Origin of the sequence: Merdimmobilis hominis, from assembly GCF_016901855.1 — a bacterium.
GTDB lineage: Bacteria > Bacillota > Clostridia > Oscillospirales > Ruminococcaceae > Paludihabitans.
On the sequence record NZ_JACJKY010000029.1, the window covers coordinates 1 to 22,652 of the forward strand.

Annotated in this window: 25 protein-coding genes and 1 pseudogene; 24 read left to right on the forward strand and 2 right to left on the reverse strand. The window is 50.9% G+C overall.

Features of this window, described 5'->3' with window-relative positions; genetic code table 11:
• Window positions 1-335 precede the first annotated feature (335 nt).
• From H6A12_RS11890 to H6A12_RS11905, 4 genes are all read left to right on the forward strand, one after another.
• Complete coding sequence (locus H6A12_RS11890; RefSeq protein WP_204448163.1) at window positions 336-1,364, forward strand: zinc-ribbon domain-containing protein; 1,029 nt, start codon at window positions 336-338, stop codon at window positions 1,362-1,364.
• 105 nt (window positions 1,365-1,469) lie between these two features.
• Complete coding sequence (locus tag H6A12_RS11895; RefSeq protein WP_204448165.1) at window positions 1,470-1,997, forward strand: GNAT family N-acetyltransferase; 528 nt, start codon at window positions 1,470-1,472, stop codon at window positions 1,995-1,997.
• 144 nt (window positions 1,998-2,141) lie between these two features.
• Window positions 2,142-2,726 (forward strand): hypothetical protein, encoded by a 585-nt coding sequence (locus H6A12_RS11900; RefSeq protein WP_204448168.1) that lies wholly within the window; start codon window positions 2,142-2,144, stop codon window positions 2,724-2,726.
• Between the two features lie 34 nt (window positions 2,727-2,760).
• Window positions 2,761-3,135: a hypothetical protein gene (locus H6A12_RS11905; RefSeq protein WP_204448170.1), complete on the forward strand. Its 375-nt coding sequence runs from the start codon at window positions 2,761-2,763 to the stop codon at window positions 3,133-3,135.
• Between the two features lie 73 nt (window positions 3,136-3,208).
• On the opposite strand, the gene rbr is transcribed toward H6A12_RS11905, so the two are convergent.
• Both rbr and H6A12_RS11915 read right to left on the reverse strand, forming a co-directional pair.
• Window positions 3,209-3,751, reverse strand: coding sequence for a rubrerythrin (gene rbr, locus H6A12_RS11910; RefSeq protein ID WP_204448172.1), 543 nt, complete (start codon window positions 3,749-3,751; stop codon window positions 3,209-3,211).
• Between the two features lie 23 nt (window positions 3,752-3,774).
• Complete coding sequence (locus tag H6A12_RS11915) at window positions 3,775-4,179, reverse strand: Fur family transcriptional regulator (RefSeq protein WP_204448174.1); 405 nt, start codon at window positions 4,177-4,179, stop codon at window positions 3,775-3,777.
• 225 nt (window positions 4,180-4,404) lie between these two features.
• Between H6A12_RS11915 and H6A12_RS11920 the strand changes: the two genes are divergently transcribed.
• The 20 genes and pseudogenes from H6A12_RS11920 to H6A12_RS12015 all read left to right on the forward strand — a co-directional run.
• Entirely contained in the window at window positions 4,405-5,277 is an 873-nt protein-coding gene (locus H6A12_RS11920) for an NAD(P)/FAD-dependent oxidoreductase (protein ID WP_204448176.1), read from the forward strand.
• Window positions 5,274-6,473 carry an ATP-binding protein gene (locus tag H6A12_RS11925; RefSeq protein WP_243415504.1) on the forward strand — a complete coding sequence of 400 codons (1,200 nt, stop codon included), beginning with the start codon at window positions 5,274-5,276 and terminating at the stop codon, window positions 6,471-6,473. Before H6A12_RS11920 ends, H6A12_RS11925 begins: the two co-directional genes overlap by 4 nt.
• A gap of 226 nt (window positions 6,474-6,699) precedes the next feature.
• On the forward strand, window positions 6,700-8,832 hold the full coding sequence (locus H6A12_RS11930; RefSeq protein ID WP_204448178.1) for a sodium-translocating pyrophosphatase: 2,133 nt from the start codon (window positions 6,700-6,702) through the stop codon (window positions 8,830-8,832).
• A gap of 256 nt (window positions 8,833-9,088) precedes the next feature.
• Complete coding sequence (gene greA, locus H6A12_RS11935; RefSeq protein WP_204448181.1) at window positions 9,089-9,565, forward strand: transcription elongation factor GreA; 477 nt, start codon at window positions 9,089-9,091, stop codon at window positions 9,563-9,565.
• Window positions 9,566-9,579: 14 nt separating this feature from the next.
• Entirely contained in the window at window positions 9,580-11,061 is a 1,482-nt protein-coding gene (gene lysS, locus H6A12_RS11940; protein WP_345941251.1) for a lysine--tRNA ligase, read from the forward strand.
• Between the two features lie 239 nt (window positions 11,062-11,300).
• Window positions 11,301-11,573 carry a DUF6462 family protein gene (locus tag H6A12_RS11945; protein WP_177798934.1) on the forward strand — a complete coding sequence of 91 codons (273 nt, stop codon included), beginning with the start codon at window positions 11,301-11,303 and terminating at the stop codon, window positions 11,571-11,573.
• A gap of 50 nt (window positions 11,574-11,623) precedes the next feature.
• A pseudogene (locus H6A12_RS13495) lies at window positions 11,624-11,770 on the forward strand (DUF6462 family protein); the annotation flags it as partial.
• Between the two features lie 84 nt (window positions 11,771-11,854).
• Window positions 11,855-12,052, forward strand: coding sequence for a DUF5348 domain-containing protein (locus H6A12_RS11955; protein ID WP_430623641.1), 198 nt, complete (start codon window positions 11,855-11,857; stop codon window positions 12,050-12,052).
• A gap of 507 nt (window positions 12,053-12,559) precedes the next feature.
• Complete coding sequence (locus tag H6A12_RS11960; RefSeq protein WP_345941252.1) at window positions 12,560-12,892, forward strand: SLOG family protein; 333 nt, start codon at window positions 12,560-12,562, stop codon at window positions 12,890-12,892.
• Window positions 12,893-13,115: 223 nt separating this feature from the next.
• Entirely contained in the window at window positions 13,116-13,328 is a 213-nt protein-coding gene (locus tag H6A12_RS11965; protein WP_071442138.1) for a helix-turn-helix domain-containing protein, read from the forward strand.
• Window positions 13,329-13,367: 39 nt separating this feature from the next.
• Window positions 13,368-14,780, forward strand: a complete 1,413-nt coding sequence (locus tag H6A12_RS11970; protein WP_168124381.1) for a LuxR family transcriptional regulator — start codon at window positions 13,368-13,370, stop codon at window positions 14,778-14,780.
• Window positions 14,781-15,200: 420 nt separating this feature from the next.
• The gene (locus H6A12_RS11975) at window positions 15,201-15,527 is read left to right on the forward strand and encodes a hypothetical protein (protein ID WP_087229370.1); all 327 of its coding nucleotides are present in this window, start codon (window positions 15,201-15,203) and stop codon (window positions 15,525-15,527) included.
• 34 nt (window positions 15,528-15,561) lie between these two features.
• Complete coding sequence (locus tag H6A12_RS11980; protein WP_243415505.1) at window positions 15,562-16,863, forward strand: glycoside hydrolase family 3 protein; 1,302 nt, start codon at window positions 15,562-15,564, stop codon at window positions 16,861-16,863.
• 42 nt (window positions 16,864-16,905) lie between these two features.
• On the forward strand, window positions 16,906-18,102 hold the full coding sequence (locus H6A12_RS11985) for a hypothetical protein (protein WP_204448183.1): 1,197 nt from the start codon (window positions 16,906-16,908) through the stop codon (window positions 18,100-18,102).
• A 33-nt stretch (window positions 18,103-18,135) separates the two neighbouring features.
• Window positions 18,136-19,272, forward strand: coding sequence for a hypothetical protein (locus H6A12_RS11990; RefSeq protein ID WP_204448186.1), 1,137 nt, complete (start codon window positions 18,136-18,138; stop codon window positions 19,270-19,272).
• The gene (locus H6A12_RS11995) at window positions 19,241-19,669 is read left to right on the forward strand and encodes a hypothetical protein (RefSeq protein WP_243415506.1); all 429 of its coding nucleotides are present in this window, start codon (window positions 19,241-19,243) and stop codon (window positions 19,667-19,669) included. Before H6A12_RS11990 ends, H6A12_RS11995 begins: the two co-directional genes overlap by 32 nt.
• Window positions 19,670-19,705: 36 nt before the next feature.
• A complete protein-coding gene (locus tag H6A12_RS13825) occupies window positions 19,706-19,858 on the forward strand; it encodes a zinc-ribbon domain-containing protein (RefSeq protein ID WP_430623642.1) in 153 nt (50 codons plus the stop codon).
• A 35-nt stretch (window positions 19,859-19,893) separates the two neighbouring features.
• Window positions 19,894-20,511, forward strand: a complete 618-nt coding sequence (locus H6A12_RS12005) for a zinc ribbon domain-containing protein (RefSeq protein WP_177654458.1) — start codon at window positions 19,894-19,896, stop codon at window positions 20,509-20,511.
• Window positions 20,512-20,527: 16 nt separating this feature from the next.
• Window positions 20,528-21,796 (forward strand): hypothetical protein, encoded by a 1,269-nt coding sequence (locus H6A12_RS12010; protein ID WP_204448188.1) that lies wholly within the window; start codon window positions 20,528-20,530, stop codon window positions 21,794-21,796.
• Between the two features lie 26 nt (window positions 21,797-21,822).
• On the forward strand, window positions 21,823-22,652 hold an 830-nt coding region (locus H6A12_RS12015), incomplete at its 3' end, for a hypothetical protein (RefSeq protein WP_345941253.1).

Genomic DNA, 22,652 nt, shown 5'->3' on the forward strand with positions numbered 1-22,652 from the left:
CCTTTCTTTCCCATTCCTATTCCTCCTTTTTCTCTTATTTTACTACGAAAAAAGTAGACACCCACACTTTTGTGAGTGTCTACTTTCATTTTACAGGTGCACCGAAAAAAACGGCTTGCTTTTTGTTTTTTTGAGCAATAAATATGACATTTTAGATGCTTGTTGTTGATTTTATAGGCGGTGTTATATTATAATTTATAATTATAATATAAACTTTTTCCGTAGCGTACAGCTGCACTGCTGAATAAACAGTGGTATCAGCTGAAATCAAAAAAGATCGGAGGTGTCTTGTGTTAAAAGAATTTGACGAATTTTTTAAAGAAAGGGTGAAAAAGATGTTTTGCATGAGATGCGGCAATGCAGTGCCGGACGGCGCTTCTTTTTGTCCTGTATGCGGAGAAAAGATGGAGCGTACTAACCAATCAGCAGTGAATATGCAGCAGTATCCGAATACTTACAATGGTATGGTTCCGCCGATGATCTCAACTGTTCCTGTGCGAAAGAAAAAAACGTGGCTGGTGATTTTACTTTCTTCCATCGGTGGTGTATTGATTTTAATATTGATTGGTTTTCTTATCTATTCAAATATGCTTAGAATCCACCGGTTGAATAATGCGGAGACATTCGCTCAAAACGAAGGAAACACAAGTTTGCACGCGCAGGAAGATGAAGATGTGCAGACCGATGACGTTGAGAATGATACTGTTGGAGGCGGTCAACAGCAGGAAAGTTCGGTGAATACCATTGTGATTCCTGACGGACCTGTGCTTCCGGATTTCGTTTCATTTACAAATAACTGTGCGGTTGAAAATAAGTCAACGGAGTTTTCGAACTATACGAAGTCTGTTTATTTTTGGAATTATAATCAAAAAACAGTGTTAGAATATGTTCAGCTTTTGCAAGATGAATATCATTTTACACTGCAGTGGAAGGAAGAGGACGATAACACGGCAACATATGTACTGACGTATACAGGAAAAGGAAGTGTTGCGTCTTTTGAACCCACGTGGAGTTGGGCCGATGAGGCGGGAAAATGTAATGTGTCTATTTGGGATTGCCATTATGGCGGCGGTGAAAGCGAAATTCATATTGTCTTTGGTGATGGACTGATTTTAGCGGATACCGGTGCGCGGACTTCTCGGACGCTTACTCCTTACAAAGATGGAAGCGGATCAGCGGCAAATACAGGCGAGGAGCAGTGTACAAGCTGCAGCGGAAGCGGCGATTGTTCCACATGTGATGGTACGGGACGTGTATATCGGCTGCTGGCAGGTACGACAGAGCGCGTGGAACAGACATGTACGTCATGCAGGCCGTCTGGTTCTGGAAACTGTCCGTTTTGCGGCGGAAGCGGAAAAAAATAGGATGTATGGATGCAGTCGCAGCTTTCCGGAAGCCTGTTCGTGAATATTGTATTGAAAGCAAGCCGGATTTTTCCGGCTTGCTTTTTTAAAAAATGGAGAAGAAACATGATTCTTAAAACAGAGCGGCTTACTCTGCGGCCGCTTGAAGACAATGATTTTGATGCACTCGCCGCCATTTTGCAGGATGAACGTGTGATGACCGCGTACTGCCATACGTTCACGGATGCGGATGTGCAAGCATGGCTTGCGCGGCAGAAACAGCGCAATGTGCAGGAGGGGCTCGGCCTGCTGGCGGTGTGCCGAAAGGAAACCGGTGAGATGATCGGACAGGCGGGGCTTACTTATCAAACCTGCGAAGGGGAGCAGGTGCTCGAGGTTGGTTATCTGCTCCGATTTGATGTGTGGCATCACGGATATGCCAGAGAAGCTGCACGCGCATGTGTGACCTATGCCTTTTCTGCGCTGAATGCGCCGCGGGTGCATGCGATTGTTAAGCAGACGAACGAACCATCCATTCGGGTGGCACAGTCGCTCGGCATGACGGTGAAAAAGACGTTTTTGTCGGGATTCGGCGGACAGAATACACCGCATTTTCTGTTTGCGGTGGACAGAGAAGAATGGAATCTAGTTTAAAATCTATTTTGTTTGAAAATGATTGACAAATAATTTCCTTTATAGTAAAATGAAATTATAAAAAATGCAGATGGGGTGATTCCAATGAACAAGTTTAGTTTAACATTGGTTTTATTGGTATTGTAAAGAAAGGTGGTTATTGTAATGAAGCGATCTACCAGAATAATTGCTCTAGTATTAATGTTCATTTCCATGTTCTCTTTCAGCGGAATCTCTGTATATGCAGAAGAAACAGTTGAGCCACAGCCTCGATATACAGAAGTTTCTGAGTTTGTAAAAACGGTTAAAAGTACAGTTGTATCAAAATCGATTCAGCAATATGATATTATAAAAAATCAAAATCCTAAGCATTTTCTTTCTGTTGCAAGAGGTCAAACAATTACGAGGCAAGTGTCTTTTGACATAGAGTATCAATTGACTTGTAGCGCAGAAGCAGCAGTAGATGCGGCAATTAAAGCTTCTTTTGGTTTAGGCTCTGGTCTTAATTTGAAATTAAACTTTGTACGTACAGATACATTTGTAGGTCCCAATGCACCATACTCTTCTCGAAATTACTATGGCGCAATCAGTTACGACCAGTATAAAATTGTCCTCAGGAATACGAATCGCTATAATGTGTATCGCCTAGTAAATGGACAGAAACAATTTGTTCGTACGGAAGAACGAACAGATAATTATACACAGTTCGCGAATATTCCGAAGCAGTCTTATTATTCTGTTGACACATAAAATGAATTTATGATGAAACAGGAGGTGTTTTGAGATGAGTGAAACAAGATTTACCCGCGTTGTCATGATCCTTCGTCTCATTTTGCTTGCAGTGATTGCCGGCGGTGTGCTGATGGGCGGAATCGCCGCGCTTCGCTTTTCCGAGCCTTCGCCGGAGGAGCTTCCGCTCTATCTCACGGAGGAACAAGCCATCAAATGTTTGGGATTTACGCGCGAGGATTTTCACCGGTTGTTTGACGCAAAACAGGAAACATCACCGGGAGACGCTTTTATTCCGGTTGAACTGAAAACGATCACGATTGAAGGCGTCGTATACTATGACCGTGATGATGTGCTGCAGTTTGCACAGGCGGATAACGTCGGTGATATTACCGTAACAGACGGAATTGTGGTAAGCGAATGGGCTTGATGCGAAACATTCTTATAAAAAGTAAAGAAAAAAAAGAACGGCAGATTCTGCCGTTCTTTTTGCTTTTTTTGGATTAGTAGTTTTCTGCTTTGATCTGGAAGTATGCTTTCGGGTGATCACATACCGGACAAACTTCCGGAGCTGCTTTGCCGACATGGATGTGGCCGCAGTTTGCGCACTGCCATACCATTTCGCCGTCACGGGAGAAGACCAGGCCGCCGTTTACGTTTGCGAGCAGTGCTTTGTAACGCTCTTCGTGCTCTTTCTCGATTTTTCCGACTGCTTCAAACAGGTATGCGATTTTGTCAAAGCCCTCTTCTTTTGCGGTTTTTGCAAATTCTGCATACATCTCGGTCCACTCGTAGTTCTCGCCGTTTGCAGCGTCCTGCAGGTTGGTTGCAGTGTCAGCGATTGCGCCGTCATGCAGCAGTTTGAACCAGATTTTTGCGTGTTCTTTTTCGTTGTTTGCGGTCTCTAAAAAGAGAGCGGCGATCTGCTCATAACCCTCTTTTTTCGCTTTCGATGCGTAGTAGGTGTATTTGTTTCTTGCCTGCGATTCGCCTGCAAATGCAGCCATCAGGTTTGCTTCTGTTTTGGTACCTTTTAAAGATTTCATGTGTAAAACGCTCCTTTTTCTTTTTATTTTGAAACCGCTTCTGCGGATTCTGACAAATGTTTTTGACAGTCAGGGCAAACGCCTGAGAGTATCATTTTGCTTGCGGTGAGCTGAAAGCCCGTTGCCGCACAAACTGCTTCGTTATCGATTGTATAAAGGCCGTGCGGACAGTCAAACACACCGCCGCATATTGTACATTGAATGTGGTCATGCGGACAAAGCTGTGCATCATATCGTTCGCATCCTTTTGTGCCGATACGTAAAATTTCACCGTGGTCAGCCAGTTGGTTTAAGTTACGGTACACCGTGCCAAGACTGACCGAAGGGAGAATTTCGCAAAGCTCATGATAGAGAGTATCGGCAGTGGGATGATCATGGTGCGCTTTTAGTAAATCGAAAAGCAGCGCCCGCTGTTTTGAATATCGCATCGTCTCACTCCAATAACAAGAATCATTACTGTTATTATATATTTGAAAAATACGATTGTCAAGTGCAAAAGTCCTTTTTTATAAAAATTTTTTGTGCTATAATTCTGATAAGAAAAATACCGGCAGAGTGTTGTATCAAAGCAGAACGTTTGGACACGATGTTACAGATAGTATGATCGCGTTTTTAAACAAACATGCGCCGGTTTCATAGAAGGAGGTTTTTTCATGCGTGCAATTATTGTAGGAAGCGGCCCAGCCGGTGTGTCAGCGGCGCTTTATCTTGCGCGTGCAGGTGTGTCGGTCACGATTTTGTCAAAAGACGGCGGCGCACTTTTAAAAGCAGACAAGATCGAAAATTATTATGGATTTGCAGAGCCGATCAGCGGAAAAGAACTGTATGAGCAGGGCCTTGCAAATGCCAAACGATTAGGCTGCACCGTAAAGGAAGAAGAGGTCATCGGCGTTTCGTTTTTGAACACGCTTGCAGTACAGACAACCGAAGCAACCTATGAAGCAGAGGCAGTGATTCTTGCGACAGGTGCGTCGCGGACAGCGCCGAAAATCGACGGTCTTGCAAGACTGGAGGGACACGGAGTAAGCTATTGTGCAATCTGTGATGCGTTTTTCTATCGCGGAAAGAATGTCGCAGTGATCGGCAGCGGCGAATATGCGCTGCATGAGGCACAGACGCTTTTGCCGGTGGCAGGTTCTGTGACGATGCTCACAAACGGCGCACCGCTTACGGTTGAAGTGCCGGAATCGATTGCGGTGGATACGAGAAAAATCGTTTCGATTGACGGGGAAGATGCTGTGTCCGGTGTGACATTTGCAGACGGAAAAACGATTGCAGTGGATGGTGTATTTGTGGCAGTCGGTGTGGCATCGTCGGCAGATCTTGCGCGCAAACTCGGTGCGCTGACAGAGGGCAACCGCATTGTGACAAACGAAAACGGTGAAACGAATCTCCCGGGATTGTATGCGGCAGGCGACTGTACCGGCGGACTTTTGCAAATTGCCGAAGCGGTTGCAAAAGGTGCAAAAGCCGGACTTGCAGCTGTACGGTTCTTGCGCGAACAGAGCGAAAATGAGGTGAAATGATGGATTTTCTTTCTCTTTCCAAACGAATTCACGCATTGTCACTGTTCCGGTCGCTTTCGTCCGATTCGCTGTGGTGTGCGTTTGTGCAGTTAATTGATACAGCCGCAAAAGGAGAACAAGGGATTCAGTCAATCGATCATTATGCAGCGTTTGCAGAGCAGCTTTATGCCCGCAGCGGCAATTTGACGAATGAGATCCGTTCGCTTGTCTTGATGCATGAAAATGCTTATGTGCGCCGGTGCGCGCAGGGAAAAGAACCGTCCGGTGTGATGCGGGACTGCTTAAAAGAGGAACTTTTGACGCTGCAAACGGCGGCAGAGCTTTCGAGTGAAACGGTGAAAAACGCAATCGGCGGCGGTGATTATCTGCCAAAATGGAAAACTGAGCCGTGCGATTTTGTTGCGCTCTATTTTGAACGCATGAAATCGGCATCCACTAAAGGATACGGCCTGTTTGCAAAATATCACACGTTCTTCTTGAAAAACGGAGAGCTCATGCCTGTTTCTCATCCGGATCAGACATCGCTTTCCGAGCTTTACGGCTATGAGATTCAGCGGCAGGAGGTCATTGAAAACACACTCGCACTCGTGCAGGGCAAACCGGCAGTGAACCTTTTGCTGTACGGCGATGCGGGAACCGGCAAGTCCTCCACGGTAAAAGCGGTGGTGAATGCGTATCGTGAGCAGGGACTGCGGCTGATTGAACTGAAAAAAGAGCAGCTGCGTGAGATTCCGCAGCTTGTTGATACACTGGCGCATAATCCGCTCAAATTCATTTTGTTTATTGACGACTTGTCGTTTACACGGGATGACGACGATTTTTCTGCGCTTAAAGCAATGCTCGAGGGATCTGTTTCGTCGAATGCAGCCAATGTGGTGATCTATGCGACGAGCAACCGCCGTCATTTGGTGCGTGAAACGTTTTCTGACCGTGAGGGCGATGAGATTCATTATAATGATACGATGCAGGAAATGCTGTCGCTTTCCGATCGGTTCGGACTGACGATTACGTTTTTACGGCCGGATAAAACGCAGTATCAAGAGATTGTGCGCGAACTGGCGGAGCAGTACGGCGTTACGATGGAGCCGCAGGAGCTTCGCGTGAAAGCGGATGCGTTTGCAATTCGAAAAAGCGGATATTCGCCGCGTGTTGCCAAACAGTTTATTGAGCTGATGAAAGCGGCACAAACAGAATAAAAGAAAACGTCTTGCGGCGATTTGTTCCGCAGGACGTTTTTTATTGATACGTAAATGAGTAAATGATTCATCAGAATGATGTTTTAAAACAGACATTTTGCGACCCAATAGATGTTTTCGTCAAAATAATATTGAAAAACGACTTTTTTTGAAAAAATATTATTGAAATTATTCATAAACTTTGCTATGATAAAGAGTATAAAATATACGCATGGAGGGTGATGTTATGGGTTTGACATTACTTGCACCAATCGGCTCGGCATTGGCGCTTTTGTTTGCGGCACTGCTTGCACGAAAGGTGCTCAAAGCGCCGGAGGGCACAGATCTGATGAAAAAGATCTCGCTCGCGGTACGAAAAGGTGCAAACGCTTATTTGAAACGGCAGTATATCGGCGTTATTTTATTCTTCGCTGTCATTTTTGTCGTTTTGATGGTTCTTGCATTCATGGGCTATCTGACCATGTTTGTGCCGTTTGCGTTCATCACCGGCGGATTTTTCTCGGGCCTTTCGGGATTCATCGGCATGAAGATTGCAACGGCGGCAAACGCACGCACGGCAAATGCTGCACGCGGAAGCTTGAATTCCGGACTGCGTATCGCATTCTCCTCGGGCGCAGTCATGGGATTTGTCGTTGTTGGTCTTGGCCTTTTGGATATTTCATTTTGGTATTTCTTCTTAAAATTCTGGTATTCTGATCCGGCACATCTGGCAGTTGCTGCAGGACAGACGTTCCAGGAAGCACAGATTCAGGCGATTACTTCTGCAATGCTCACATTTGGCATGGGCGCTTCCTCAATGGCGCTGTTTGCACGTGTGGGCGGCGGTATTTTCACAAAAGCAGCTGACGTGGGCGCTGACTTGGTCGGCAAAGTGGAAGTCGGCATTCCGGAGGATGACCCGCGCAACCCGGCTGTTATCGCAGATAACGTCGGCGATAACGTTGGCGACGTGGCAGGCATGGGCGCTGACTTGTATGAGTCGTATGTCGGTTCGATCATTTCCACCGCAGCACTTGCTGTTGCGGCAGGCTTCGGTTTTAAAGGCGTGACCATTCCGATGGTGATGGCGTCCATCGGCATCATTGCTTCGATTATCGGTACCTTTTTCGTCAGCACAAAAGAGGGTGCAACCCAGAAAAACCTGCTGTTCGCACTGCGCCGCGGCACATGGATCAGTGGTGCCATCATCGCGGTTGCAGCATTCCCGCTCATTTACTTCGGACTCGGCAAAGAGAATATTGGATTCTTCTTTGCAGTCCTGTCCGGTTTGCTGGCAGGTATTCTCATTGGTATTACCACTGAATATTATACGTCCGATACATATCGTCCAACGAAAAAACTGTCGTCGACTTCACTGACCGGTCCGGCAACGACGATCATTGGCGGTTTGTCGCTCGGCATGCTGTCGACCGTTCTGCCGGTTGTCATCGTCGGTATTTCCGTTTTGGTGAGCTATACGGTGTCGGGCGGTTCCGGATCGATTGGCGATCCGAGCTTTAATCAGGGACTTTACGGTGTCGGCTTGTCGGCAGTCGGTATGCTGTCAACGCTCGGCATCACATTGGCAACCGACGCATACGGTCCGGTAGCTGATAACGCAGGCGGTATCGCAGAGATGGCAGGCCTCGGCGAAGAAGTGCGCAAACGGACAGACGCACTCGATTCTTTGGGCAACACCACTGCTGCAACCGGCAAAGGCTTTGCAATCGGTTCGGCAGCGCTGACTGCACTGACATTGATTGCATCATTTATCGCAGAGGTACAGGTGATCGATCCAGACTTCAAATTCGAACTGAGCATTATCAATCCGCCGGTACTCATCGGCTTGTTTGTCGGCGGTGTGCTGCCGTTCTTGTTTGCGGCACTCACAATGGATGCAGTCGGCCGTGCGGCACAGAGCATCGTTGTGGAGGTTCGTCGTCAGTTTAAAGAAATCAAAGGTCTGATGGAAGGAAAAGCAGATCCGGATTATGCGGCGTGTGTCGATATCTGCACGAAATCCGCACAGAAAGAAATGATCCTTCCGGCGATCATCGCGGTCGTTTCACCGATCGTGGTTGGCTTGCTGCTCGGTGTCAATGGTATCTGCGGCATGCTCGCAGGTGCAACCGTGTCCGGCTTTATTCTGGCGGTTATGATGGCAAATGCCGGCGGCGCTTGGGATAATGCGAAAAAGTATATCGAAAGCGGCGCACATGGCGGCAAGGGCAGTGATGCACACAAAGCGGCAGTCGTCGGCGATACCGTCGGTGATCCGTTTAAAGATACATCCGGCCCGTCGATTAACATTCTGATTAAACTGCTGTCGATGGTGTCGATCGTCTTTGCAGGCGTGATTATGGCGTTCCACCTGTTCTGATTGCATTTATTATGAAAGAAAAAGCGGTTCAGTGTTTGCTGAGCCGCTTTTTTGTGTTCAAAAACGTAGAAAATCAGGGAAGCGCAAAAGTTTCGTCTTGACTTTTGTTTTGTTTTTTACTATAATCTAAATATTATAGTGCCGGTGCTATGCGCTTTTGAATTCATCGGCAGTGACAGGCAGTGTCAAGTATACTGCCTGTCTTCGTTGTAACTGGAATTTATATGCGGATATTCGCAATTAGGAGGAAATAGGAATGGCTACAAAACCGATCATTCTGACTGCTGAAGGACATTTGAAACTGGAACAGGAACTCGAACAGCTCAAAACGGTTCGCCGCAAAGAGGTTTCTGAAAAAATCAAAGTAGCGCTTTCGTTTGGCGACCTTTCCGAGAACAGTGAATATGATGAAGCGAAAAACGAGCAGGCAATGGTGGAAGCACGTATTGCAGAAATTGAGCAGATGCTCAAAAACGCAACCGTGCTCGATGAATCCGGCATTACAACCGATGCCATCAGCGTTGGCTCTGTGATTACGATTAAACACACCAAACTCGGCAGAGTGGATACGTACAAAATTGTCGGTTCCACAGAGGCAGCACCGCTGCAAAAGAAAATTTCCGATGAATCGCCGGTTGGCAAAGCAATGATTGGCCATCGTGTCGGCGATTTGGTAGAAGTGGAAGCACCGTCAGGTGTCATCGTGTACGAAGTACTCGAGATCGGCAAATAAGGAGGATATATTGAATGGCAGATAATGCAGCAGTTCAGGATTACGGCGAACTGATTCGCGTCAGACGTGAAAAGCTTGCAGCGTTGCAGGCAGAGGGCAACGATCCGTTTGAAATCACCAAATATGATGTGACACATCACAGCACAGACATCAAAGAGGCGTTTGAAACACTCGAGGGTGCATGTGTTTGTGTTGCAGGCCGTATGATGTCAAAACGCATCATGGGTAAAGCGTCGTTTTGCAATTTGCAGGATTTGACCGGCAATATCCAGTCGTATGTGGCACGCGACAGCCTTGGTGAAGACGCGTACAAAGCATTCAAAAAAATGGATATCGGCGATTTGATCGGTATCAAAGGTACAGTGTTTAAAACCAAAACAGGCGAAGTATCGATTCATGCGGAAGAAGTGACACTGCTTTCGAAGAGCTTGCAGGTACTGCCGGAGAAATTTCATGGTCTTACCAATACCGATATGCGCTATCGTCAGAGATACGTTGACCTGATTATGAACGCTGAGGTTAAAGATACCTTTATCAAACGTTCGAAAATCATCAGCGCAGTGCGCAGCTATTTGAATGCGCAGGGATTCATGGAAGTAGAAACCCCGATGCTCGTGGCAAATGCCGGCGGTGCAGCAGCGCGTCCGTTCTCGACACACTATAACGCACTCGACGAGGATGTAAAACTCCGTATTTCGCTCGAGCTGTATTTAAAACGTCTGATTGTCGGCGGTATGGAAAAAGTATATGAGATCGGCCGTGTGTTCCGCAATGAGGGTCTTGATACCCGTCACAATCCGGAATTCACACTGATGGAGCTGTACCAGGCATATACCGATTATCACGGCATGATGGATTTGACCGAATCTCTCTACCGTCACGTGGCACAGGAAGTGCTCGGCACAACAAAAATCACTTATAACGGCATTGAGATGGATCTCGGCAAACCGTTTACCAGAATTACAATGCTTGACGCAGTCAAACAGTATTCCGGTGTCGATTTCAATGAGATCCACACGCTCGAGGAAGCGCGTGAGGCTGCAAAAGCACACGGCGTCGAATTTGAGCCGCGTCATAAAAAAGGTGATATTCTGAATCTGTTCTTCGAGCAGTTTGTAGAGGAGCATTTGGTTCAGCCGACTTTTGTCATGGATCATCCGATCGAGATTTCTCCGCTCACAAAGAAAAAACCGGAGAATCCGGAGTATGTAGAGCGTTTTGAGTTCTTCATGAACGGCTGGGAGATGGCAAACGCATATTCGGAACTTAATGACCCGATTGATCAGCGTGAGCGTTTTGCCGCACAGGAAGAGCTTCTGGCACAGGGCGATGAGGAAGCAAACCACACCGATGAAGACTTCTTGTATGCACTCGAGCTCGGTATGCCGCCGACAGGCGGTATCGGCTTTGGCATCGACCGTATGGTCATGCTGTTGACCGACAGTGCATCGATTCGCGACGTTCTGTTGTTCCCCACAATGAAGCCTCTGGACTAAAAAATCCAGTAAAATCAAGGGTTTTCGGCATCTCAAATCCGAGTTGACAACAAATTGACAACAATTTTTCATATAATTTTGAAGAATTGTGAAGCAGAATGAATTGTTGTAAGGATAAAACACAATACAGTACTTGCTGTATAGAGAACACTTTTTGAAAGTAATTTCAGAAGGTGTTCTCTTTTTTTGTTAGGTCTGCTTGTGTCATGACAAAATTAAAACCGAAAGGAACAAAGACAATGATTAGTGAAGAGACAAGAGCATATTATGACCTGAAAAAACGTAACGATGTAAGGGAGAGTGCTAAAAGGATTCGCAGACAGTTCCTGCGATATAAAGATGCCGAAATCATCTATAGTTTGCAACACAAAAAAATATTAGAACTTGCCAGTGCAGCCGGAGCCATTTACCGTATGGATGGTACTGTTTTGATCAATCGTGATATCTTCGAGGAATACTTGGAAAGGTTTCATGAGCCAAGCACCTTGAAATCCGAGGAGGAACCAGTATGAGTGGAAACCTTTGGATGTTCTCAGATATGCTTGACGACGAAGATATCGAGATGCAGAAGCATGATTTTATAACACTATATCAAGGCGCCGATTATTATGGACTCGGCCTGAAGGTGTTTACACGTATGGCACGTGAAGCCGGTTCGGTCTATAAAATTGGAAAGAAGGTCTTGATTCGAAGAACTATTTTTGATGAATATTTAAGAAAGGTATACAAGAAGGAGTTGGAGAAAAACTCCTCTGACGATTCCGGAAAGGAGCTTATGAAAAGACAAGGTACTATGGTCACCGATGAAGATAGTGGCCGAATGGATATTCGATTTGGGTTACTCGATTACTATGGTGGTTTACACTGTGGCGAATGTTTGGATGTCCTAATCGACGGTGAGTGGGTCCCTACCCGCATAGAAATGAGAGACGGTTGGTTTCTTGTTGGAATTCAAACAGACCAGCTGGCTGGATTGATTGTCAGAATTTAAAAGAAAGACTTGCTGGGCGACTTCTTCATTGAGGTCGCCCTTCTTTTATACAAAACTTAATTAAAAAGTCAAAGGAGGTGTCCCTTATGAAATGTTTGATGAAGTATCAGTGGGTAAAGCTGCCACGAAACCATCTTCCTGAAGGTAAAGGTAGGTGAGCAAATGTAACTGAGGGAAGAGTCTTGCCAACCGCTATACACACATGCTTAATTTATGGGATGCCTATCCTAAGTAGAACACAGCCGAACAGGAATCATCCCGATGGTTTCTCTAAGAGAAACCATAAAGAGATAGCGAGTTGTAAGATAGCCCATCGGACTGTGTCAGTTCGATGGGCATTTTAGTTTGAAACTTGTTAGGAGTGGATGATGTGAAAGAAAAAACATGCTGCTTTACCGGGCATAGGGAAATTCCTTCAGGACAACGTCGAAGAATCTTCGCAAAGACCGAAGAAGCAATCGAGGGACTTATAAAAAAGGCTATCTATATTTTGGAGCTGGAGGTGCATTGGGCTTTGATACAATCGCTGCCTTTGCGGTTCTCAAATTGAAGGAACGTTATCCTGATATTCGTCTGATCCTCGTGCTTCCTTGCTTCTCTCAAACGAGAGGATGGTCGCAGGAAGATATAGAGATATACGATGACATCAAACAGAAGGCCGATAAAGTTGTATATACTTCTCAGGAGTACACGAGGGGCTGTATGCATAAACGCAATCGCCATCTGGTTGATAACAGTTCTGCTTGTATTTCTTATCTCACAGAAAACAAGGGCGGAACTTTTTATACAGTGAACTACGCTAAGAGCAAAGGTGTCGAGGTAATAAACATTGCAGAGTAAACAGAAAATAATCGTACTCCTTTCCCCTGTATTTTAGCTTCTTCACCTCGTTGGAAATAAAAAGCGGTAAATGTCTATTGCTGTAAAAGGAGCCTGTAAAAGGAGCGGCTGCTTTTTTTTGGCTTAACATTCGTAAAAATATGTGACATCTCATAAAATTCATTGACTTTTCACGATTTTTGTGCTATACTGTCTTCCATAAACAAGGCGGGAGATGAAGCGTATGGCTGTCCAGTACAACCGGCTGTGGAAATTGCTGATTGATAAAAAGATGAAAAAATCCGCCCTGACAGAGTTGGCAGATGTGTCCTCCTCTACGATAGCAAAGCTGAACCGGGACGAATATGTGAGCCTGGAGGTTTTGGAGCGGATCTGCCGGGCGCTCCGCTGTGACATCGGGGATGTAGTGGAGCTGACGGAAGAATCGGAGAAATAACGGGACGCCTGCAGCGGCTTCTGTGGAAAGGGTGGTACGATGAAAGGGGAACTGAGAAAGCCGGCGTCTGTCAACGCCATTCTGCTGATCGGTATTTTTACTTTTGTCTTTTTAGGGGCGGAATATCTGTTTGTCAATATGATTTCTCTGTCGGTGACGGAAGGGAGAACTGTCATTGCCCAGAACTATGCGCTGGGCGCCAGCGCCGTCGGCTTTTTCTTGTATCCGGCCATGGAACGCTGGGGCGGGAGGCGCTATAAAAGCGCGCTGACCTTTATCCTGGCGCTGGGTGCGATTATCTGTACCTTCATTGTCCAGCAGCATATCTCCTATGCGGCGACCATGACGGCAGGGATGGTGCTCTTCCTGCTGCTGGGCGTTTTCGGCAGCGCCGTCCACTATCTGGCTGCCGTCACCATAGACGGCGACAATGCATTGGCACGGCTGGCGGGGATCGCCTACGCCCTGGGAATTCTGCTCCAGTATGCAAACAACAACCTTGTCAACCTGGAGGTTGCGGAGGCGGCGTTTCTTTCGGTATTCCTGGCGGCTTTGAGCCTGCTGGTCATCCGAACGAGACAGGCCGCCCAAAGCCGCATCGAAATGACGGAGACTGCGGGCGCCTCTTCGGAACCTGCGGAAGACATTTCCCTCACCCGGAAAAAACGGACGGCGGGCATTATGCTGGCGCTGCTGGTAGTGCTGATGGCCTGCGTGTTCAGCACACTGGACAATGCCGTGACTCTCCGTCATGCGAGCGGGACGGATATCGGGCAGTGGCCCCGCCTGCTGCTGGCATTCAGCGGCCTCGCCGCAGGCTTTGTCTTCGATATCCGCAAGCGGAAGTATATGGGGCTTATTATGTACTGCGTGATGATGATGTCGGTTCTGTCCATTGTGGTACTGAACCTGGGCGCTCCGTTCCTGATCGGACTGGTGGTCTTTTACCTGTCCTCGGGCTTTTTCGTTGTCTTCTTTACAGCGAGCTTTATGGAGCTTTCCCGGCATATGCGCCTGCCGTCGCTGTGGGCGGGCATGGGCCGCGCCATGAATAACGTGAGCGCCGCCCTGATCACCAACGGATCGGTGGCGCTGCTGGCCACTGGCAACAGCCTGGCCGCCATTGTCATCGCCCTGGTGCTGTTCGTGGCGGTCAGCGTTGCTATGGCCGTGTATACCGCCCGCATGAACGCCGTCATGGAGCCCAAGGAGCCGCCTGCTTCCCAAAAGTCGGACGAAGAGCGCAGGGAGGCGTTCATCGCAAAATACGGGCTGACCGAACGGGAATGGGATGTATTTTCCCAGATGATTTCTTCGGACAGCAGCGCCCAGGAGATCGCCGACTGCCTGTTCCTGTCCAAGCGGACGGTGGAACGGCATATCTCCGCCCTGTACGAAAAGACGGGCGCAAAATCCCGCATCACTATGTACCTGCTTTACCGTAACGATTAACATACAGGATAAAAGAACACCCTGCTTTCTCTCAGGAGAGGCAGGGTGTTTTTGTGTGCGGTAACGAATTGTCCTGATAAAAAACATCGTTTTCCCCACTTGAAAAATGAAATTTACGCCATTCGGCATCCGGGAAAGGAAAAATCAGGAACGAAAAGTACACCTCAACCCCTATTTGGAACGATTAGAAGTTGTGCATATATAAAGCCTCAAAATAGTTGCTTTGATTTATATAATATGCACAAATGGCGGTTGACCGCCATCGGTTTTTTGAAAAATGGCGGTTCACCGCCACCTGTTTTGATACGATTGGCGGGATTTACGCATAGACAATCCGGCCTCTTTTCACCTAAAATGAGGGCGTAAGAATCCACTTCCCGGCGTCTGCCGCGGTTCCCCAAAAATTCAGGAGGAGAAGAAATGATGGAATACGTTCAAAGAGAACTTCCCTATGTGCGCTCCTTTGTCCTGCGCTCGGTGTACGGCGTGCTGCGGCAGGAAGGGATTACTTTTGGGGAGGAAGAGCCGGGAAGGGTTATTGCCGAATGGAGAGAGGACGGAACAGACGTCTCCCTTTCCATAACGGCGGAGGAAAAAGCGTTTGGAACCGAACTGACGGTTTCGCTGCGCCGCCCCTGCGACGGGATACCGGAGCAGAGAGCGTACCGGCTTCTGCAGGAGATGCTGGACCAGATCGTCCGGCATTTGGAAAATACCCTGATGACGAAAGGGGAGGAAGACGCTTAAAAAACGCCGCTTCAGGGGACAGGAGGTGTGAGAAATGACGGGGATAAAATGGAAGAGAATGCTCGCCGCCTTGTGCTGCGCTTTCATCGCCATATCCGGCGGGTGTGCAAATCCCAGCACTTCTTCGGGCAGTTCTGTTTCCCAGGAATCCGGCATACCGGCGTCGCAGGAAACGTCTGAGACACAGGCTCCATCTCAGATGGCGGAGAGTGCGTACGAACCGTCCGCCCCGTCGTCAAGCGTTCCTGAAAGTCAGAGCAAGCCGCCGGAGAGCGGCAGGCCCTCTGTCGCCTGGAGCAGTATAGACGATATTTTGGCAGGGATGTCTCTGCGCGATAAGATATGCCAGATGCTGGTTCTCAGCCCGGAACTGCTCACCGGCGTTTCCGGTGTAACAGCGGCCGGAGAAACCACACGGCAGGCGCTTGTTGATATGCCGGTGGGCGGCCTGATATACAGCCGTCCCAACCTGAAAAGCCGGCAGCAGGTATGTAAAATGCTGTCCAACACCCAGAGCTATTCCAAAATACCGCTCATACTGACCTGCGACGAGGAAGGCGGGCGCGTCAACCGGCTGATGAGTACGGTGGGTACGACATATATCGGGCCGATGTTCGGGTATAGGGACCAGGGGGCGGAAACCGCGAGGCAGAACGCCCACACCATTGCTTCGGATATGCGGGTGCTGGGATTTAACGCCGACCTGGCTCCGGTGGCGGATGTGTGGTCGAATCCGGACAATACGGTCATCGGCGACCGGGCTTACAGCGACGATTTCGCACAGGCGGCTGAATTGATCCCTGAGGCGGTCCGGGGCTTTCACAGCGGCGGCGTGGCAACCACGCTGAAGCACTTCCCAGGCCACGGGGATACGCTGGCCGATTCCCATGACGGCGCTGTATATGTGTCGAAGCCCCTCGAACAGCTGCGCCGGGAGGAACTGCTGCCCTTTCGGGCGGGGATTGCCTCCGGCAGCGATATGGTGATGATCGGGCATTTGATCCTGACCGAAATCGACGCCGCCCAGCCCGCGCCGTTTTCCTACCGCATCGTCACGGAGCTGCTCAGGGAGGAGCTGGGCTTTCAGGGAGTGGTCATTACCGACGGGCTGCAGATGAAGGCGCTGACCGACTCCTATACCAGCGGGGAAATCGCCCGCCGTGCGGTGTCGGCAGGAGTAGATATCCTGCTTTGCCCGTCAAACCCGCAGGCGGCCGTCTCCGCTCTGGAGGAAGCGGTCGCGTTGGGAGAAATCAGCGAAGAGCGGATCAACCAAAGTGTGCGCCGGATCCTTGCCATGAAGGTGAACCGCGGGGTTTTGAAACTGGAGGGCTGAGAAAGCCCTGCTGTCCGCACACCAGCTTCAGGAGGAAAGAGAATGAACGAACAAACCGATTTGATTCAATATACCAAAAAGCGAAGCCTCTGCAGGCGGCTGCTGCCGCTTCTGCTGGCGATGGGGTTGCTGCTTGTCGGCTGCTCCGGCGGGACGGAGCCTTCGGAGCCGTCTTCCGATACAGGCAGCTCCACAGCGTCCGCCAGCAGCACGCCTGCCGCTTCGGCGCCGGAGCCGGAACCTGAGCCGGAAACGCTGGAGCAGGAGCTTTTGAAAAAGCGGGGCGTCGCCTTTGACCAGTCGGATTACAAAACCTTTACCGGCGCAGAAGGCGTGCTGAGCCTGCAAACCGTCTTTTCGGATCTCAACCCCAAAAAGGCCGGCGGCAATCTGTCCAGCGTCTTCCTGTCCAGCGGAAAAATCTATCAGTACCGCTGCGACGCGACCCTGCCGGGGGGACAGAACTGCCGGGAGGTGGGAACCCTGCCCCTTGCGGAACAGCCCGTCTACCTCCAGGCCAACGATTTCAACGGCGCCGACCTGGAGGTGGTCTACCGGGGCGGCAAACGGTATTCGGTCAAGTCTGCCAGCAACAACGGCCCGTACACTGCGACGGAGAGCAAGTATCTCCATCCTGTCCTGACGCACGCCTGGCGCTACAGCGCAGACGGAAAAACGCTGACCGAGGACGTCGGGCTGCGGGACAGAGCCCAGCGGATTGTGCACGTCGGAGGCAGCTATCTGCTGATCGCAGACGGGAAGCTGGAGGCGGCGGCAGAACGACAGCTCCCCTCCGAGAACTTTGAAGGGATTTATTTTGACGACGATGAGGACGGCTATATTGTTTACGAGGTGGCGGACGAGGCCGTGGGGGACGGAGAAAAAGCGGTTGCCATCTTAAATGGGAACATCCTGGCGACCGATCAGGCGTTTTACCAGATCATGTACGACGATATCTCCGAGAATGATCTGAGCTATGAGGAAAAGACCACCAACGCCGACGGCACCCCCGCCGCCTATCTCCCAAAATTCGGCGGCGGCAACCGCTACCGGCTTGTAAAGCTGGAGCTGCTGAGCCGGTATTACAGCGACGTGCTCACCATCGCCCACGATTATATCATCACGGCGGACTACAAGCTTCTCCCCGCCACGGAGGCGATAGGCGAGGACTATGAATCGGGCTACATCGCATACCCGCCGGATGTGATGGAGAAGCTCCTCGCTCTGGATGGCTATTGAAATTAATAAAAATCGATCAGGAGGCGTTCTGCTATGAAAAAGAAAAGCGTATTATCCTTGCTGCTGGCGGCGGCGCTGGCGCTCTCCCTTACCGGATGTGAGCTGCCGTGGAAGCTGGGCGAAAAGGAGCCTGTCGTCAACAGCGACGGAACCATCACGAAAGAGGAAAACGGCGTAAAGATCACCGAGACGGCGGCTAAATCCGTCGAAACCGAGCTGTATGAAACGGCGGATTTCAGCCTGCAGATCCCCAAGGGCTGGACAGTCACCAGCGGCGGTACGGCCATGTACCATTCCATCCGGGTGCAGGATCCCAGCCAGCCCCTCAACCAGATGTTTGTCCTGCTGAAGGCGGAGGGCCTGCTGCACAGCCAGGAGGGAAAGGACGCCTATGCGTATAACGTCACCATGGGGAACACATGGGCGCAGATGCTTTCCCAGGCGCCGGTGCTGACAACCCCCTCCACCGAAAACTTTTTCAAGCTGTTTTCGGAATACGCGGTGTTTGCAGAGCAGTGGGAGCCGAGCTATGCCGGCTATACCTTCCCCCGGTTTGACGGCTTTACCGTCACCGACCGCTTTGCCTCGGCCAGCCTCCTGTCCTCGTATGCTCTGGGAGAAGAGACGCTGCGGGCGTCCTTTACCGAAAACGGCAAGGAGGGCGAGGGGATGTTTGCCGCGTCGGTGGTGGACTTCGGAAGCGCTAATATTGCCGCAGGACCGCCGTCGGGCTATATCATCCCCCAGGCGGACGGCGGCTACTACATGGCATACAACGTCATGGCGGTCACCGCCGCGAAGGATACCTTCATCGAATGGGAGAGCGTCCTCACCAAATGCCTTGGAACGCTCGCCTATTCTGAGAGTTTCGTAAAAGCCACTGAGCAGGCCGGTGAAGAAAAGGTGGCGATGTCAAAGGAAATCAGCCGCATCACCAACGAGAGGCTGGAAATCATCATGGCGGCCTGGGAGGGCCGGAACGTCGAGCAGGACATCACCAGCCAGATGCAGAGCGACGAAACCGGCGGCTACGAGCGCGTGTACGACACGCAGACCGGCGAAATCTACCGGGCGGAGGCCGGATGGTATGAAAGCACCGGCAGTGACCGCTACAAGCCGGTGACTGAAAACAAAATGTATGCAGAGCCCATCAGCGGTTACATCGAATAGGGAAGCGGCGGAAAACCGCAAACAAGGAATACATGACAAGGAGGGAAACGGAATGCGTCAGGTGAAAAGGCTCCTTCCCTATGTCCGGCGGTATGTGCAGATGGCCGTTTACGACGTGCTGGACGCGGAGGGGGCGGAATACCGGAAAGAGGAAAGCGGCGCGGTGGTCGCCCGGCTTTCGGTTTACGGGAACGTCAGCACCTTCAGCCTTTCGACAGAGATACAGGATGTGGGGACCGGACTGACGGTTTCCATGCGTGAACCCTGTCCCGGCCTGTCGGCCCAGGGAGAGGAACGGGCGGTGACCGCCGTAGCCGATAAGGTTGCCCAGTACCTTGAGAACGAGCTGATGATCAACCGCCGCTGTTTCGTGCCGGACCGGCATTATGCCGTATAGGGAACAGCGGCGCAGGCACAGGCGGAAATCGGCCGGATCCGTGCGGAAGCGGCCAAGGCTGCGCAGACTGCTGCACAAACTCCGGCCGCGCCTGACGGTACGGTATGCCCCTCGTGCGGCGCGTCCGCTGCCCCGGGCGTGAAATTCTGTCCGGAATGCGGGGCGCCGCTCTCCCGGCAGAGCGAATAAACAGACAATGAATCTGAATATCTGGAGGGATATCTATGGCAAATGAATCGAGAGTATTCCGGCTGCCCGCCGGTATGAGTACCCAGGTAGTGGCGAACGCCGTATCGTCGTTCCTGTCCTCCGCCAAAGGGATGGAGGTACAGAGCGCCGAAACCACAGAAGGCTATGTGGTGCAGGGCCGTCAGGAAAAAGACGGCTGGAAGACCATTGCCGGCATGAGGATGGCTACGACGGTGCAGATGATCCGAATGGATGACAACTTAAACGTCACCGTGGGTCAGGGCGAATGGTCGGATAAGATCGGCGCCGGCGCGCTGGGATGGTTTATCGCATGGCCGCTGGCGGTGACTGCCGGTGTGGGCGCCTACAAGCAGAAAAAGCTGCCGGAAGAGATTTTCCAGGTGATTGAGCAGTGCATCGTCTCCGGCGGCCGCTCGGTGGTGGTGCGAAACGCCGGGGCGGAACTGAACGCGGGTATGGTGGTTTGCCCCGCCTGCAAAACCCAGTGTGCGGCCGGCGCCAAATTCTGCAACAACTGCGGGGCGAAGCTGGAAAACAAATGCCCCCAGTGCGGGGCGGAGATACCGCCCGGAAGCCGCTTCTGCGGAGCATGCGGAACGCCGCTTTCCCCGCAGGGCGCTCCGGTGCGATAAAGGGAGGAGATTGCGTATGCGCAGGGAAAAACCGCCGGGGCGGCAAAAAGGCGCACGGCTTTTCAGTATGCTGCTGGCGGTATGCCTGATGATCGCGGCCCTTCCCCTGTCCGTTTCGGCGGCGGGGGAATATGTGCCGGGAAATCCCCGCTGGTCGGGCTACCAAAACCAGGTGCAGTGGGATCGGCCGGCGGGAGCGGCCTCCGGCGACAGCTTTGAATACGAGGCGCAGCTGCTGCTGGGCGACGATGTGGTCGAGTCCAAGGCAGTGGAAATCGACACCTATTTGTTTTTCACAAACGACGTGGTGACGCGGCCGCAGGAAGAGTACACCATACGGGTGCGTGCCAGATGGATCATGATCGTGGGCGACCCGGACGGCCAGTATATGGTGGCGGACGTCGGCGAATGGGGCCCCTGGGCGACCAAGGCGGGGTCGGGCGGCGGAGAAGCCGAACCGCCCCATGAGCACAGCTATACCCAAAAGCACGACGCGGCACAGCACTGGCAGGCGTGTTCCTGCGGCGACAAAAAGGATGCGGCGGATCACAGCTTCGGCGCATGGACGGCGGATGGCAATACAGAGAGCCGCACCTGCACCGTCTGCGGCTACGCCGAGACAAGGGACGCCGCGCAGACGTCAGCCACCGGGGAAACCACGGATAACGGGCAGGATTCCGGAGGCGAAGGCATCGCGGAACTGACCGATGAAAATACCGGCGTTTCCGTCTCCCTGTCCGAAGCGGTTCCGGAGGGTGTGGAGCTGTACGCCGGCGTCATGGAGGCGGAGAGCCTGCTTGAAGAGAAGCCGGAGCTGAAAGAAGAACTGGACGGCCTGCTGTCGGTGTATGAGATCAGCATCCGCCAGAACGGGGAGCCGGTGGAAATCAAAGACAGCGCCATGACGGTGCGCATCCCGATGAACAGCCATCTGGAGGGCTACGCCCATTACCAGGCGGTGCGGGTGGACGGCGAGCCGGAGCGCATAGAGGCAAAGGCCGAAGACGGCAGCCTGGTCTTTGAAGCCGGCGGCCCGGGCCGGTATGCCGTACTCGGTTCCGATACCCCCTTCTCCGTTTCTGCAATCATCCAACCCGACCCGTTGCCGGGAGACGAAAAGGATGGAAACGCCGTCTACATTGTTCTGTTGGCCGCGATACCGGCGGCTGTCCTGCTGGCGCTGCTGCTTGTATTCTTATACAGGAAAAAGCGGAAGGCACAGGATAACCCGCCAGCCGGAGGAAAGGATCCATCCGAACCGGACGGCGGAAATACCAAAAACTGATTCTACTTGTAAAGGAGAGAATGAAGATGCTTCGAAAAAAGAGTTTGCTCGCGCTGCTGCTGTCCTTATGCATGGTGGTAGGAATACTGCCGGCGACAGTGTTTGCTGCGGGGCAATATGTGCCGGAAAATCCCCGCTGGTCGGGATATGGAAACCAGGTAATGTGGGATAAACCTGCCAACGCATCAGGCAGCACGTATCTTGAGTATGAGGCGCAGCTGGTACTGAACGGCCAGGTACTCCAGACAGAAAGCGTTGAGATAGACAGGTGGGTATTTTTCGATTCGAAGAATATCACTCAGTCGAAGGATGCGTATACGCTTAAAGTACGGGCCAGACAGATTTACCTTACCGGCGATCCGGACGGCTCTTATACCGTATGGAAGAGAGACGCCTGGGGCGACTGGGCAATCGGCGGCAATACCGGCGGCGGAGAGGGGCCTACTCCCCCCCATGAACACAGCTTCGGCGGCTGGAAAAATAATGGAACCCAGCATTGGAAAGAGTGCAGCTGCGGAGAGATATCTGAAAAGAGCCCCCATAACTTCGGCGAATGGGAGCTGATCTATTATGATGTAAATACGAAGTATGACGTATGTGAAAGGCGGTGCCTTACCTGCGGCTATGAGCAGATTGATCAATACAGGGAACACCAACATTACTATACCGACGACTGGAGTAGCGGTTCGACTACACACTGGAAGGTATGCTACTACTGCAAAGAAGTTAATCAAGATACTGTAGCCGACCATACTTTCGGTGATTGGACGATAACAAAGGAGCCTACCACAACCGAAACAGGTTCCAGAGAACGTACCTGCTCCATCTGCAAATATACGCAGGAAGAGACGATTCC

What these genes read in the sequence shown, in the direction of transcription:
- H6A12_RS11890 (WP_204448163.1), top strand. Translation starts at nt 336, where the DNA reads ATGTTTTGCATGAGATGCGGCAATGCAGTGCCGGACGGCGCTTCTTTT.
- H6A12_RS11895 (WP_204448165.1), top strand. Translation starts at nt 1,470, where the DNA reads ATGATTCTTAAAACAGAGCGGCTTACTCTGCGGCCGCTTGAAGACAAT.
- H6A12_RS11900 (WP_204448168.1), top strand. Translation starts at nt 2,142, where the DNA reads ATGAAGCGATCTACCAGAATAATTGCTCTAGTATTAATGTTCATTTCC.
- H6A12_RS11905 (WP_204448170.1), top strand. Translation starts at nt 2,761, where the DNA reads ATGAGTGAAACAAGATTTACCCGCGTTGTCATGATCCTTCGTCTCATT.
- rbr (WP_204448172.1), bottom strand. Translation starts at nt 3,751, where the DNA reads ATGAAATCTTTAAAAGGTACCAAAACAGAAGCAAACCTGATGGCTGCA.
- H6A12_RS11915 (WP_204448174.1), bottom strand. Translation starts at nt 4,179, where the DNA reads ATGCGATATTCAAAACAGCGGGCGCTGCTTTTCGATTTACTAAAAGCG.
- H6A12_RS11920 (WP_204448176.1), top strand. Translation starts at nt 4,405, where the DNA reads ATGCGTGCAATTATTGTAGGAAGCGGCCCAGCCGGTGTGTCAGCGGCG.
- H6A12_RS11925 (WP_243415504.1), top strand. Translation starts at nt 5,274, where the DNA reads ATGATGGATTTTCTTTCTCTTTCCAAACGAATTCACGCATTGTCACTG.
- H6A12_RS11930 (WP_204448178.1), top strand. Translation starts at nt 6,700, where the DNA reads ATGGGTTTGACATTACTTGCACCAATCGGCTCGGCATTGGCGCTTTTG.
- greA (WP_204448181.1), top strand. Translation starts at nt 9,089, where the DNA reads ATGGCTACAAAACCGATCATTCTGACTGCTGAAGGACATTTGAAACTG.
- lysS (WP_345941251.1), top strand. Translation starts at nt 9,580, where the DNA reads ATGGCAGATAATGCAGCAGTTCAGGATTACGGCGAACTGATTCGCGTC.
- H6A12_RS11945 (WP_177798934.1), top strand. Translation starts at nt 11,301, where the DNA reads ATGATTAGTGAAGAGACAAGAGCATATTATGACCTGAAAAAACGTAAC.
- H6A12_RS11955 (WP_430623641.1), top strand. Translation starts at nt 11,855, where the DNA reads ATGGTCACCGATGAAGATAGTGGCCGAATGGATATTCGATTTGGGTTA.
- H6A12_RS11965 (WP_071442138.1), top strand. Translation starts at nt 13,116, where the DNA reads ATGGCTGTCCAGTACAACCGGCTGTGGAAATTGCTGATTGATAAAAAG.
- H6A12_RS11970 (WP_168124381.1), top strand. Translation starts at nt 13,368, where the DNA reads ATGAAAGGGGAACTGAGAAAGCCGGCGTCTGTCAACGCCATTCTGCTG.
- H6A12_RS11975 (WP_087229370.1), top strand. Translation starts at nt 15,201, where the DNA reads ATGATGGAATACGTTCAAAGAGAACTTCCCTATGTGCGCTCCTTTGTC.
- H6A12_RS11980 (WP_243415505.1), top strand. Translation starts at nt 15,562, where the DNA reads ATGACGGGGATAAAATGGAAGAGAATGCTCGCCGCCTTGTGCTGCGCT.
- H6A12_RS11985 (WP_204448183.1), top strand. Translation starts at nt 16,906, where the DNA reads ATGAACGAACAAACCGATTTGATTCAATATACCAAAAAGCGAAGCCTC.
- H6A12_RS11990 (WP_204448186.1), top strand. Translation starts at nt 18,136, where the DNA reads ATGAAAAAGAAAAGCGTATTATCCTTGCTGCTGGCGGCGGCGCTGGCG.
- H6A12_RS11995 (WP_243415506.1), top strand. Translation starts at nt 19,241, where the DNA reads ATGCAGAGCCCATCAGCGGTTACATCGAATAGGGAAGCGGCGGAAAAC.
- H6A12_RS12005 (WP_177654458.1), top strand. Translation starts at nt 19,894, where the DNA reads ATGGCAAATGAATCGAGAGTATTCCGGCTGCCCGCCGGTATGAGTACC.
- H6A12_RS12010 (WP_204448188.1), top strand. Translation starts at nt 20,528, where the DNA reads ATGCGCAGGGAAAAACCGCCGGGGCGGCAAAAAGGCGCACGGCTTTTC.